Below are 12,493 nucleotides of genomic sequence, written 5' to 3' on the forward strand. Positions count from 1 at the left end.
AATTAATTTGCAATCCTTTTTCTTCATCATAAATCTATAACTCAACTTTCGCACCTGAGGATAAGCATCTATACTTTACTTTTACTATTCCATGAAGAACATGTTCTTCATTATCCTGCTTGCATTTCGTTAAATCATCTTACTATTAAAATGGAGATTGTATAGCTCCTGCAACCAACCACTCCGCTTTCCGACGTACAAATGTTTCCGGTGGGGTGAGTAATCTTAGGCCCCGGGAGTCACGGGTTTAGCCTGCGAACCATTTAGGAGTCTTTGTGGCTGGTCTGCACTCAGTCAAGCTTCTGCAGCGAATGAAAGAAATTATATCCTGATAGAGACGGATGAAATAATCACTTTTTGCTTGATGAAAAGATCATTGTAATATTTCAAATGGTTAATTTGGCAATTTAAATGATGACACAGCATGGGATAATGAATATCAGGAATAGCTTTCATAAATAGAGAGTAATCATGAAAGAATATTTTACCATGAATTAGGAAAAATGTTTCATCTGATCTAACTTCTATTTAGCCAGCTGTTTCAAGCTGTATAGAATACCCTGCTAGCTGCGACGGACTGTTTTGACTCCTAATTAGCAAAACGGTCCGCCTCTGCGGGGCCTTACACGTTACCTTCTTTCTAAATAGAGTTTTTGCTTTGTTAAGAGATAGATGGAAGGAACGATCAACATCCGTCTCTATGGATAAGCAAGTTATTTTTTTAAGGTGCGAAAGTTGGGTCTATATGAAATTACCCTGACCTTATGATTTTTTAGAAACATTTGAGAATTGATTGAGCAAAATCTGAGAAATACCCATTATGATATTAAGTATAAGGAATGGGAGGCAAACAAAATGGAAACTGTGTTAGAAATTAAAAACTTAAATAAGAAATATAAAAGCCAATATGCTCTTAAAGATGTTTCTTTATCCATCCAAAAAGGAGAAATCTATGGTTTGATCGGCAGAAATGGAGCGGGGAAAACAACACTATTAAAAGCCATTGTAAAATTAATTGATCCAACAAATGGACAGATTGCTTTGTTCGGGTCTTCATCGGAAAAAAGCTGGGTAAAGGCTTTACGCAGAACCGGCAGTGTTATCGAAATCCCTGTTGCCTATGAATCACTTTCCGGTTGGGAAAACCTTGCCTATTACTGCAAATTACGGGGAATTATTGATGAAAAAACTATTATCCAGGAGACGCTGGATATCGTAGGTTTAGATCCAAAAGATAAAAAGAAATTTAAAAATTATTCCTTAGGAATGAAGCAGAAACTGGGGATCGCCATCGCCATTTTATCCCGTCCTGATTTTCTGATACTGGATGAACCGATTAACGGGCTGGATCCCCTCTCTATCGTGGAATTCCGCCAATTGTTAAAACGGCTGCAGCAGGAGCAAGGGATGACTATCATTATTTCAAGTCATATCTTATCTGAACTTTATCATGTCGCTACCCGATTTGGAATTATCCATCATGGTGAATTAGTGAAAGAAATCTCAAAGAATGAATTTGAGACGCTAAGCCAAGAGTATATTGTATTACAGACTTCACAGATGGATAACGCCAGCCGTGTTCTGAAAGAAACAAATCATTATCAGATTAAGATTATTGCCAAAGATACGATGCATATTTTCGATGACTCAAATCAAATCAATCACATTACTGTTTTGCTGGTACAGCAGCAAATTCCTATTGATGGGATCTATTACCAAAAACAAGATTTAGAAAAATATTTCACAAGCTTAGTTCGTGACGAGACGGAGGAGATTACCTATGGTTAATGCGGTACGTGCAGACCTTTATCGCTTATTTCATACAAAAGGATTTTATATTACCCAGCTTTTATTAATCTTGTTTGTAGTCATCAGTGTTTTAGCAGAAGCCACCGGAAATGTTGGTGTAAATTTAGAGGAAACGACAGATATACAAAGCCATTTACAGGTTAATGATTGGGACAGCTATCAGACATTCATCGCTTTTTCCAGCATGGCAAGCTTTCTGATTTATTTCTGTCTGCCATTACTTGTTATGATTGCAGGCTATGATTTTGTTCATAAGAGTTATAAAAATCAATTGACTTCAGGTGTTTCCCGTTTCCAGTACTTCGGATCGAAGTATTTGATTTTCATCGTAGTCACAGCCCTGCAATTTCTTTTTTATTACACTTCTGCTTTTCTTACTGCTGCTGTTAAGAATGGAATTGGTACCGCCCCTAAGGATTTCTGGATTAATGCTTTACAAACAATAGGAATCCAATTTATAGCTTTCCAGGCTATTTTTATCATTGGCCTTTGCATTCTGGTAATTACTTTTTCCAATGTAAGCAGCATTATCAGTATCATTGTCATTCCATTGATTATCAATATTTTAAGCGCTGTTCTCAACATCGGCTGGCTGAAGTATTTCGACTTTCAATATGGGATAAATTTTGCCTGGATACGTGACTTACCGGATTTTTCCTGGCTGGTTTTCCTGTGCTTCAGTTTAGGTGTTATCATTGTTATGAGCTATATTGCTTATCAGGCTTTTCGCCATAAAAGCTTATAAGAAGGATGTTTTCATTATAAAGGAAATAAAGTACTATTGTTTCTGGCAAGCAATAGTACTTTATTCTTTTATTCAACTCAGCCCTCCCCTGCTTTCACGCATGTGGCCAATCCAAGATCACCATAAATAAATCTTCTTTCTCTTGAATAATCAAATAGCCGCCTGTTAATTCGGCCAGTTCTTTTGCAATATATAAACCTAACCCCGAGGAATCCTCTGTTTTAGACATATTTTCTGAATAAAAGCGCGTCGTCAGCCTTTCTAAATTCTTAATTGGCTGCCGCTCCCGATTGATTACTTCTACCTGGATTCTCCCTTGCGTTTCACTTATACGAACCTGTAAATAATCTCTTCCATGTTTTAAAACATTTCCGAAAATATTTTGCATAATTCGCTTTAATAAATCGGCGTCATTTGTAATCATAAAGGCTTGCTCAAGATCAACTTCTACTGCAAACTTCTTTTCATTAAGCACATCATAAAACTGCAGGAGCTCCTGCTTAACAAGCTCTGTCAGATTTACAGGCTCAAAGACTGGTTGAACAGACTGCTCTAAAAGATTTTGGTATTCTAATAAAATATCTAAACGCCCGGAAACCGTGCGTATATTATCTTGAATTTTCTCTAATATTTCCTGTTCGTCTGTGTTCTTTCTCAAAAGCTGCTGCGTATAACCGCTGGCGACTGTCAACGGTGTACGAATGTCATGGGTAATGTTGTGAAGAGCTAATTTTAATGTCTCCTGTTCTTGCCAGCTGACTACTTTCGTCTCTCTCAGCTCTTCAAAAAGCAGGTTAAACGCATTTATTACTTTTTCTACTTCCATATTCTGTGTTTTACTTGTTAACAGCAAATTAGTTTCAGAGGTTTTCTTTGCTTCTATATCAATCAATAATCTTTTTAGAGCGTATTTTTGTCGAAAATAGAAAAAGGCAAAAATACAGCATATACCGATTAATAAAATAACAAGGATTATCATCTCTTTTCACCTGCCAGACGCACGCCAAGCCCCCAAATTGTTTCAATATATTCTTCTTCTGAATCTAAGACAGCAATCTTTTTCCGTAAATTACTCAGCTGTGCATTTAAGGAATTATCTCCCGGCAAATAGCTCTCCTCCCAAATGGTTTCGTACAACTGCTCTTTCGTAAAGATCTGATTAGGATGCTTTAATAGATATGTTAGAATTTCAAATTCCTTCTTACCAAGCCGTACACTTTCCTCATTACGTGAAATTTCAAAATTAGACATATCTACCATAATATTTTTGACGTATCGTAAGTTATCTGTCTTGCGATCTTGTCTAAAATGACGTAACTGAACCGTCACTCTGGCAAATAATTCGTTATCATCAAAAGGCTTCGTAATATAATCATTGGCTCCATTCAGCAAATATTCACTGACAAGTCTCTTCTCCCCCAAAGCTGTCAGCATAATCACAGGTACTTGACTGACTTTGCGAATCTCTGATAATACCTGATCACCGTTCTTTCCAGGCAGCATGATATCCAGCAATACTAAATCAGGAGATTCTTGTTGAAACAAAAGTAATCCTTCCGTTCCCGAATAGGCTCCTATAACATGATAGCTTTCTGATAATAGCTCTACTAACATTTGATTGATTTCGTTATTGTCTTCCACCACTAAAATTTTCGCCATACATTGATTACTCCCACTATTTTCTTTTACTAGTAGTATAGCAAAAGAAAAAGGAATTCCATATCCTATCAGATACGAAACTCCTTTTCCACAAAAATATTTTATGCTTCCTGTTCCTCTCTCAACTCTGCCGGCCGGACCAATCTCGAAATCAGACCGTGCTTTGGAGAAAGCAGGAAGGTTACGAAAAAGATACATCCTGTTGCAAGTGCCATAGAGCCGGAAATAGATGTATCCAGCCATGTTGCTATCCAATAACCGATAATGGCTGATAATACGCCGAATCCGCCGCTGAGAAACAGCATAACGATCAACTTATCTGTCCATAGATAAGCTGCCGCTGCAGGTGTAATCAGCATCGCAACCACGAGGATCGCACCGACCGCGTCAAAGGAAGCAACTGTTGTTACCGATACAAGCGTCATAAATAAATAGTGAAAGAATATCACCGGAATTCCTAAGCTCGCTGCCAACGCCGCATCAAAGGAGGTAATCTTCCATTCTTTATAAAAAGCAACAATAAAGAAAATCACTACTAACAATACGAGCAAAAGTAATGCTGTTGCTTTGGGAATAGATCCGATCAAAGGAATATCCATTGTTGTAAATGGAATAAATGTAATCTCTCCCATCAGGGCGTGCTTTACATCTAAATGGACATTACCGACCGAAGTTGAGATTAGAATAACCCCAATAGCAAACAATGACGTAAACACAATACCTAAGGAGGCATCATGCCGAACCTTCAAGCTGGATAGTGTCTGAACCAGGAACGCAGTGAGAATACCTGCAAAAATACCGCCTATCAGCATTGCTGGTCCACTAACCTCCTGTGTGACCATATAAGCTAATACGATACCTAATAATACAGTATGGCTGATTCCATCTGCCATCATTGCCTGTTTTCTAAGAATAAGGAAGACCCCGATCAACCCGCAGGATAAACCCACCAGAGAAGCTGTTAAAATAATCCACATGGAGTAGCTCATTGTGATCTTCCTCCCCTTCCTGTCATAACCTGCTGATCCAACTGAGAGGATCGCTGCTGCATTTTAAATTGGATATAACGAATAACAATCCCATGCTCTTTTCCGAAAAATAAGGATATAGCAAAAATTGCTGCCGAAGTAAGTACGATAAACGGTCCAGTTGGCAATCCACTGCCAGTTGAACTTACCCATGTACCGAATGCACCGGATATTCCTCCAATAACAGAAGAAAGTAATATCATCATTTTAAAAGAATGGGTCCAATACCTTGCGCTTACAGATGGAATAATTAGCATAGCTGCCATTAAAATAACACCGACAGCCTGTATGCCAATAACAATCGTTGTTACCAGTACAATGGTGTAAAGTACATTCATACCGCGTATAGATAATCCAATACCCTTTGCGAAATCAGGGTCGAATAAAAATAATTTCCATTCCTTAAAAGCGATGAATATAATAAAAATAACAATCGCTGCCAGGACAACCATGGTAATAACATCAGAACGCACCATTGCCGCAGCCTGCCCGTAGATAAAGTTGTTTAGCCCGCTCTGATTTCCTCCGGGAGAACGGTTGGCAATTGCCAAAAGCATCACTCCAACGCCGTAAAAGACAGATAATGTCATCCCCATAGCTGTGTCTTCTGTAATTCGGCTTGCACTCGTAAACCATTGAATAAAGAATGCTCCTAATAGAGCACTAAGCGCAGCACCAATAACAAGCAATAACAGATTTTTTTCCTGAATAATTAAGAAAGCTACAACAACGCCGGGAAGGGCTGCATGGGACAAAGCGTCACTCATCAGATTTTGTCTTTTCCAATAAGCTAAACACCCGATCCCTCCTGCAGCAATTCCTAAAATCATTGTACTTGCCATAACCCATACTGTATTAATGTGAAGTAGATTGGATAACATATTGATCTCCCTTTCCAACCCATTGCATATCCCCACCATACGTTGTTGCTATATTATCTTTTGTGAATACTTCTTCTGTTTCACCATGTGCATATACTTTTTTATTTAAAAATAAAACATGATCAAAATATTCAGGGACTGTTTGTAAATCATGATGGACGACCAAAACGGTCTTTCCATTACTTTTTAATTCTTTCAAAATGGTCATAATCGCTTTTTCTGTGGATGCATCTACTCCTGCCAACGGTTCATCCATAAAGTATAATTCTGCATCTTGAGCCAGTGCCCGCGCCAAAAATACACGCTGCTGCTGCCCGCCTGACAACTGGCTGATCTGCCGATGTGCGTAGGATTCCATGCCCATTTTCTTTAAGGCATTCATCGCTTTTTCTTTATCTTTTTTTGAAGGAATCCGGAACCAGCCAATCTTTCCATATAGACCCATTGTTACAACGTCAAGCGCATCCGTCGGGAAATCCCAGTCAACAGACCCACGCTGAGGAACATAACCGATTTTCTTCTTCGCAGTTTTAAAAGGACTATCCCAAAAGCTGACATTTCCTGTCAGCTTAGGGTGAAGTCCTAACATGGTCTTAATTAGTGTTGATTTGCCGGCACCGTTAGGACCGACAATTGCTGTAATCGTTCCTTCTTTTACTTCAAAACTCACATCATTTAATACTTTATTTTTTTGGTAGGAAGCTGATAAATCATCCACATTTATTACAGATGATACCACTTTACTCATCTCCTCCAGATAATGCATCATAAATTGTGTTTATATTATGTTCATACATTCCGATATAAGTACCTTCTTCTGTACCTTCTTCTCCCATTGCATCGGAGTATAATTCTCCGCCGATTTCTACATCAACGTCTTGATCGGCAGCTCCTTCAATTACTGCGTTTATTGTGTCCTGATTGACACTGCTCTCTACAAAGATAGCTGGAACATTATGTTCTACAATGGTAGCTATTGTATCGTTCACATCAGAAACACCAGCTTCACTTTCTGTACTTATTCCTTGCAGACCTACTACTTCAATGTCATTTAATCTTCCAAAATAACTAAATGCATCATGAGCAGTTACCAGGTAGCGCTGGTCATCAGGAATATCCTTTAATTTTTCCGCTTCTGCCCCTAATTCTTCCAGTTTCGCAAAATATTCTTGTTTATTTTCTTCCAGCTGATCAGCATATTCTGGTGCATATTCTTTTAACTCTTCAACACCAGCGTCCAATGCCTGCTGCCATAAGTCGTAATCAAACCATACGTGTGGATCAGTCGCACCTTCTTCATCTGTTAATAGCTCATCTTCCGGTAATGTATCAGCTATGGCCAGTGCCGGCTTTTCTTCACCAATAGATTCTAATGGTTCAATCATATTAGCTTCTAAATTCAAACCACTATACAATACGACATCTGCTCCTTGCAATTTTGATATATCACTTTCTGTAGGATCGTATAAATGCGGGTCAACAGAAGGTCCCATCAGGCTTTCCACGTTCACTAGATCGCCGCCGATTTCAGATATCGGCTGCCCGATTTGCGCGATGGTTGTGACAACTTCAATTGGCTCATCATCTGCAGCGCCTTCCTCCCCTTCATTTGCATTTCCTTCTTCATTATCTGAGCCGCAAGCTGCTAATAACAGTACTCCCATTAGTATAGCAAAGCCCAGTATTCTCTTCCAAGCTTTCTTCATCTTTCTTCCTCCCTTGTTTTTTGCATAAGGCAAACTTTATTATCTACCCCCTACTTTATGCAGTATATTTCATTTTGTCAAGTAAATTTTATCTTGTCTATTATTTTTCACAAGGGAAACTTTAATTCCATTATATTACAGTAAACGTTTACATAGTTGGCAAATTAGAATATTTATCAGAATAATCAAGCTCTAAAAATACAGATTTATTTTTAAATTTTTTTAGCATAAAATAAACTTGGATAGCTAATGAATGAATCATTACTGCTTGTTTTTTATTCTCCACAGTATTTAACATTCTATTCAGATCAAAATAAGTCTGTTAAAACCTCAGAAAAACAGATAAGATACTATTGAATCGAAATATCAATCTTCTCTATTATTATAGTAATAAAAAAGCCGATATATTCTCATAGAGCCTATCAGAGAACATATCGGCTATTTATTATTTTTCAAGATATTCCAGAATACGATTTAAATCATCATCATTATAAAATTCAATTTCAATTTTACCCTTTTGCTTTCCTTTATGAATATGAACGGCTGTTCCAAGAGTGTCGCGAAGCACCGTTTCTCTCTCCTGGATAAATATATCTTTTTTAGGCTTCTTCTTCTGTTTTTTTTCCTGTTTTTCGTTCATTTCTATTATAAGCTTCTCTACTTGCCTTACATTTAACTTCTCTTTGCGTATTTTATTCGCTAAGACTTGGATAATTTCCGGATCCTTTAACCCGAGAAGTGCCCGACCATGCCCCATTGACAGCTCACCGTTATTTATATAGGCAATAACCTCTTCAGGCAAAGATAATAAACGGATCATATTTGCAATATGTGAACGGCTTTTTCCTAATCTTTCAGAGAGTACATGCTGTGTAATATTCAGCTTCTCTACTAAATTTGCGTAGGCCTGTGCTTCTTCAATCGGAGTCAGGTTCTCACGTTGGAGGTTTTCTAATAACGCAATTTCCATCATACGTTCATCCGTTAATTCCCGGATGATAGCAGGAATTGTCTTGAGTCCAGCTTCTTTCGCTGCCCGGTATCTTCTTTCACCGACAACAATTTCATAGCCTTTGAGACTTTTCCTTATAATAATTGGTTGAATGACACCATATTCTTTGATAGAATCCTTTAACTCTTCAATAGAGTCTGCTTGAAAGCTCTTTCTCGGCTGATAAGGATTGGGACGGCATTTAGATATTTCAATCTCTTGAATACTATCTTTATTGTCTTTTTCGACTTCTGGAAACAACGCATTAATCCCTTTACCTAACCCTCTCTGCATTTGTCATCACTTCCTTCGCTAAATCAAGATATACCTCTGCACCGCGGGATCTGGGGTCATAAGAGATAATTGGCTGACCATGACTTGGTGCTTCACCTAAACGAACATTTCTTGGAATAATTGTTTCAAATACTTTATCCTGGAAATACTTTTTCACTTCTTCAATAACTTGAATTCCAAGATTGGTACGTGCATCCAGCATTGTTAAAAGAACACCTTCAATCATTAATTCTTTATTTAAATGCTTTTGCACCAGTCTTATTGTATTTAATAATTGACTCAATCCTTCTAAAGCATAATACTCGCATTGTACCGGAATCATTACAGTATCTGACGCGGTTAATGCATTAATTGTCAGTAGTCCTAATGATGGCGGACAATCAATAATAATATAATCATATTGATCTTTTATCTCACCTAATGCAGATTTCAAACGTATTTCTCTTGATATAATAGGAACAAGTTCGATTTCTGATCCCGCCAGCTGTATCGTAGCAGGAATAATATCCAAGTTCTCTAAATTTGAAGAAACAATAACATCTTCTGCTGGCGTATCCTCTACTAACACATTGTAGATACATTGATTAACATCTGCCTTATTAACGCCGACCCCACTCGTTGCATTTCCTTGAGGATCTGTATCAACAAGTAATACCTTATTTCCCAATGAAGCTAAACAAGCGCTGACATTTACAGACGATGTTGTTTTTCCAACGCCTCCCTTTTGATTTGCGATGGATATAATTTTCCCCATGTTGACACCTACCTTACTCGGAGGTTGTTCAAATCTTTCTTTATCAAAAAAACTTGAGCAATCACTTCTCTATTCACTATCATAGCATTTATTTATAAATTACGATGCTTTCTAGTAAATTTTAATTTAATTTTAATATAGAATCATTCAAAGTACCATCTTCAAATTCTTATATAAACAATTAATATACTCTATTATATATTAATTCTCTTCAAAATAAATACCCATCTTAACTAAAGATGGGCAAAGAAAAACATAAATACCGATAATTCCGCAACTATTTTTGTTTTGGTATTTTAATAGTTATTTGATAATAATCATCCAGTTCCTGTTCATCTGATTCTACGTCAACACCAGTATCAGATACCATATTAAGCGACTGCCTAATTGTATTCATGGCAATCCGGACATCTTTATTGATACCTTTAAATTTAGGCTTTGGCTTCCGCTTCTCTTCTTTCGGCTCATTGATTTTAGCAATTCGCTCTTCAGTTTGTTTCACATTCCATTCTTTTTCAAGAACTTCTTTTAAAACAAGAAGCTGCTGCTCCTCATCCTTTAACTTAATTAAAGCACGGGCATGTCTTTCTGTAATTAATTTTCCTAGTAAAGCATCCTGTACTTCTTTCGGCAGCTTTAATAATCGCAGCTTGTTTGCAATCGTAGACTGATTTTTACCAAGACGCTGTGCTAATGCTTCCTGCGTCAAATCATGCAGTTCAAGCAGCTTATTATACGCGATAGCTTCTTCAATGACAGTCAGTTCTTCACGTTGTAAATTTTCAATCAGCGCAACAGAGGCCGTTTCTGTATCGCTCATTTCGCGGATAATTGCGGACACTTTCTTCCAGCCTAAATGCTGAACTGCCCGCCATCTTCTTTCCCCTGCAATCAATTCGAAAGAATCATCATCTATTTTACGAACGACAATTGGCTGAATCATCCCATGTGTGTGTATGGTTTGAGCTAATTCTTTTATCTTTTCTTCCTGAAAAATCGTTCGTGGCTGGTAGCGATTGGCCTGAATTTTATCGATATCGAGCTGAATCACTTCATCTGAAGAATAGGAAACCTTGTCCGTATCAATTGGATCCTTATCGCTTTTTCCAAATATCCGATTAAAAGGACTCACCACTTGCTGACACCACCTTCTAATATTAACAAACTATTCATTATTCCATCTATATAAAATAAAAGCTCGAAGCTTTACGTAATAATTAATTTATCAGAGCTCACTCATGTTAAATTAATATCTGATCTTCACTTAAAAGATAATGTTTCACGTGAAACATTATCTTTTTTAGTTCGTTATCTTACCATTTTATCTATATTAAAAATTAATAACACCTGATATAAAGCCTTCACGTTTTTAACAGGGTACTCTGAAATTATTCAATAAATATTTGGTGAATTCATCTATTATAAGTACATGTTCAAAAGGGCCTGAATCAAGTCTTGAAAATGCAGACAACATGCTCCAGTAACTTCTTCATCCCTGCTCAAGCCTAAGCAGTTTTATTAGAAGGTCATTACCCAAGCTGCTTATCATTTAGAAACTTTTAAAGCGTTATCTCCATACATCGTAAATCCACACCTATAACATTCCTATAATAGCATCTATACTTCACACAATACAACAACGAACAATCGATATGTATAGTTTTATTTTACCATACCTACCGCTGAAAAAATATAAAATGAGTTTAAATAATCTAAAGAGTATTTATCTATCTGTGCAAAGATGTTCATTTATTGCCTAAAAATAGTTATTCAATCGGTTCTTTATTTGGCAGACCTGCTTTTCTAGGATATTTTTTCGGAGTCTTGCGTTTTTTAGCTACTTTAATAATAGAACGTTCGCCCCCGTCTTGAGGAAGTGTAAAAGTATCAATGGATTCTACTTCCCCACCAAGTAATTCAATTGCAGCTTTGCCTGTCTCCAGTTCTTCTTCTGCCTGCGATCCTTTCATTGCAATAAAGTAACCGCCTTTTTTTACAAATGGGAGACATAATTCACTTAATACAGACATTCTGGCTACTGCTCTTGCAGTCACCAAATCATACTGTTCACGAAACGCCTCATTTTTTCCGGCAATTTCAGCACGGTCATGGTAAAATGCTACATTTGTCAATTCCAGCTTATTCGCTAAGTGGTTCAAGAAATTAATTCGTTTTTTCAAGGAATCAATAATTGTCACTTTTAAGTGTGGAAAGCATATTTTTAATGGAATACTAGGGAACCCTGCACCTGCACCAATATCGCAAATAGATAATTCCTGCGTCATATCCGTGTAAAAAGCCGCAGTAATACAGTCATAGAAATGCTTTTCATATACTTCCTCTTCTTCTGTAATTGCCGTTAAATTTATTTTTTCATTCCATTCGATGAGCTCTTTGAAATAAATGTCAAATGCCTTTTGCTGCGCTTCATTTAACATTATCCCTTTTTCTTCCAATTTTCGCACGAATTTTTCTGATTTCATAACAGTCTCCTTTACCACACTACTATTTTTTTGGATTGTAAGTATATGTACAGTTTCTTTTATGAAGGAAGAAGACCATCCCCTCCCCTAAAGCATTAAATTCTTACATTTATGTATCAATATAGAAAGCACGATACAATTTA

General features: G+C 37.1%; 13 protein-coding genes. 2 read left to right on the forward strand and 11 right to left on the reverse strand.

The genetic code is table 11. The features are described 5' to 3' along the window. Window positions 1-855 precede the first annotated feature (855 nt). Window positions 856-1,788, forward strand: coding sequence for an ABC transporter ATP-binding protein (locus IEX29_RS11555; RefSeq protein ID WP_188734615.1), 933 nt, complete (start codon window positions 856-858; stop codon window positions 1,786-1,788). Further along, the gene (locus IEX29_RS11560; RefSeq protein WP_188734616.1) at window positions 1,781-2,554 is read left to right on the forward strand and encodes an ABC-2 transporter permease family protein; all 774 of its coding nucleotides are present in this window, start codon (window positions 1,781-1,783) and stop codon (window positions 2,552-2,554) included. Before IEX29_RS11555 ends, IEX29_RS11560 begins: the two co-directional genes overlap by 8 nt. 94 nt (window positions 2,555-2,648) lie before the next feature. On the opposite strand, the gene IEX29_RS11565 is transcribed toward IEX29_RS11560, so the two are convergent. The 11 genes from IEX29_RS11565 to rsmG all read right to left on the reverse strand — a co-directional run bounded on the left by IEX29_RS11565 (window position 2,649) and on the right by rsmG (window position 12,350). After that, complete coding sequence (locus tag IEX29_RS11565) at window positions 2,649-3,533, reverse strand: sensor histidine kinase (protein ID WP_188734617.1); 885 nt, start codon at window positions 3,531-3,533, stop codon at window positions 2,649-2,651. Then, window positions 3,530-4,213, reverse strand: coding sequence for a response regulator transcription factor (locus IEX29_RS11570; protein ID WP_188734618.1), 684 nt, complete (start codon window positions 4,211-4,213; stop codon window positions 3,530-3,532). The genes IEX29_RS11565 and IEX29_RS11570 overlap by 4 nt, the downstream gene beginning before the upstream one ends. Before the next feature lie 101 nt (window positions 4,214-4,314). Next, complete coding sequence (locus IEX29_RS11575) at window positions 4,315-5,202, reverse strand: metal ABC transporter permease (protein WP_147212593.1); 888 nt, start codon at window positions 5,200-5,202, stop codon at window positions 4,315-4,317. Further along, the gene (locus IEX29_RS11580; RefSeq protein WP_188734619.1) at window positions 5,199-6,122 is read right to left on the reverse strand and encodes a metal ABC transporter permease; all 924 of its coding nucleotides are present in this window, start codon (window positions 6,120-6,122) and stop codon (window positions 5,199-5,201) included. The genes IEX29_RS11575 and IEX29_RS11580 overlap by 4 nt, the downstream gene beginning before the upstream one ends. Continuing rightward, a complete protein-coding gene (locus IEX29_RS11585; RefSeq protein WP_373290670.1) occupies window positions 6,097-6,861 on the reverse strand; it encodes a metal ABC transporter ATP-binding protein in 765 nt (254 codons plus the stop codon). The genes IEX29_RS11580 and IEX29_RS11585 overlap by 26 nt, the downstream gene beginning before the upstream one ends. Window position 6,862: 1 nt before the next feature. Beyond that, complete coding sequence (locus tag IEX29_RS11590; protein WP_188734621.1) at window positions 6,863-7,828, reverse strand: metal ABC transporter solute-binding protein, Zn/Mn family; 966 nt, start codon at window positions 7,826-7,828, stop codon at window positions 6,863-6,865. A 148-nt stretch (window positions 7,829-7,976) separates the two neighbouring features. After that, on the reverse strand, window positions 7,977-8,114 hold the full coding sequence (locus IEX29_RS11595) for a hypothetical protein (protein ID WP_188734622.1): 138 nt from the start codon (window positions 8,112-8,114) through the stop codon (window positions 7,977-7,979). A 159-nt stretch (window positions 8,115-8,273) separates the two neighbouring features. Further along, window positions 8,274-9,113: a ParB/RepB/Spo0J family partition protein gene (locus IEX29_RS11600; RefSeq protein ID WP_188734623.1), complete on the reverse strand. Its 840-nt coding sequence runs from the start codon at window positions 9,111-9,113 to the stop codon at window positions 8,274-8,276. Next, the gene (locus tag IEX29_RS11605; RefSeq protein WP_188734624.1) at window positions 9,094-9,867 is read right to left on the reverse strand and encodes a ParA family protein; all 774 of its coding nucleotides are present in this window, start codon (window positions 9,865-9,867) and stop codon (window positions 9,094-9,096) included. Before IEX29_RS11605 ends, IEX29_RS11600 begins: the two co-directional genes overlap by 20 nt. Window positions 9,868-10,144: 277 nt before the next feature. Next, window positions 10,145-11,002 carry a nucleoid occlusion protein gene (gene noc / locus IEX29_RS11610; protein ID WP_188734625.1) on the reverse strand — a complete coding sequence of 286 codons (858 nt, stop codon included), beginning with the start codon at window positions 11,000-11,002 and terminating at the stop codon, window positions 10,145-10,147. Window positions 11,003-11,633: 631 nt separating this feature from the next. Next, a complete protein-coding gene (rsmG, locus tag IEX29_RS11615; RefSeq protein WP_188734626.1) occupies window positions 11,634-12,350 on the reverse strand; it encodes a 16S rRNA (guanine(527)-N(7))-methyltransferase RsmG in 717 nt (238 codons plus the stop codon). Window positions 12,351-12,493 lie beyond the last annotated feature (143 nt).

Source organism: Oceanobacillus neutriphilus (genome assembly GCF_014645515.1).
Lineage (GTDB): Bacteria > Bacillota > Bacilli > Bacillales > Amphibacillaceae > Oceanobacillus > Oceanobacillus neutriphilus.

Excerpts from the sequence above, each read along its gene's own strand:
- IEX29_RS11560 (WP_188734616.1), top strand. The coding sequence starts at position 1,781 with ATGGTTAATGCGGTACGTGCAGACCTTTATCGCTTATTTCATACAAAA.
- IEX29_RS11555 (WP_188734615.1), top strand. The coding sequence starts at position 856 with ATGGAAACTGTGTTAGAAATTAAAAACTTAAATAAGAAATATAAAAGC.
- IEX29_RS11590 (WP_188734621.1), bottom strand. The coding sequence starts at position 7,828 with ATGAAGAAAGCTTGGAAGAGAATACTGGGCTTTGCTATACTAATGGGA.
- IEX29_RS11580 (WP_188734619.1), bottom strand. The coding sequence starts at position 6,122 with ATGTTATCCAATCTACTTCACATTAATACAGTATGGGTTATGGCAAGT.
- IEX29_RS11605 (WP_188734624.1), bottom strand. The coding sequence starts at position 9,867 with ATGGGGAAAATTATATCCATCGCAAATCAAAAGGGAGGCGTTGGAAAA.
- IEX29_RS11575 (WP_147212593.1), bottom strand. The coding sequence starts at position 5,202 with ATGAGCTACTCCATGTGGATTATTTTAACAGCTTCTCTGGTGGGTTTA.
- IEX29_RS11565 (WP_188734617.1), bottom strand. The coding sequence starts at position 3,533 with ATGATAATCCTTGTTATTTTATTAATCGGTATATGCTGTATTTTTGCC.
- IEX29_RS11570 (WP_188734618.1), bottom strand. The coding sequence starts at position 4,213 with ATGGCGAAAATTTTAGTGGTGGAAGACAATAACGAAATCAATCAAATG.
- IEX29_RS11600 (WP_188734623.1), bottom strand. The coding sequence starts at position 9,113 with ATGCAGAGAGGGTTAGGTAAAGGGATTAATGCGTTGTTTCCAGAAGTC.
- rsmG (WP_188734626.1), bottom strand. The coding sequence starts at position 12,350 with ATGAAATCAGAAAAATTCGTGCGAAAATTGGAAGAAAAAGGGATAATG.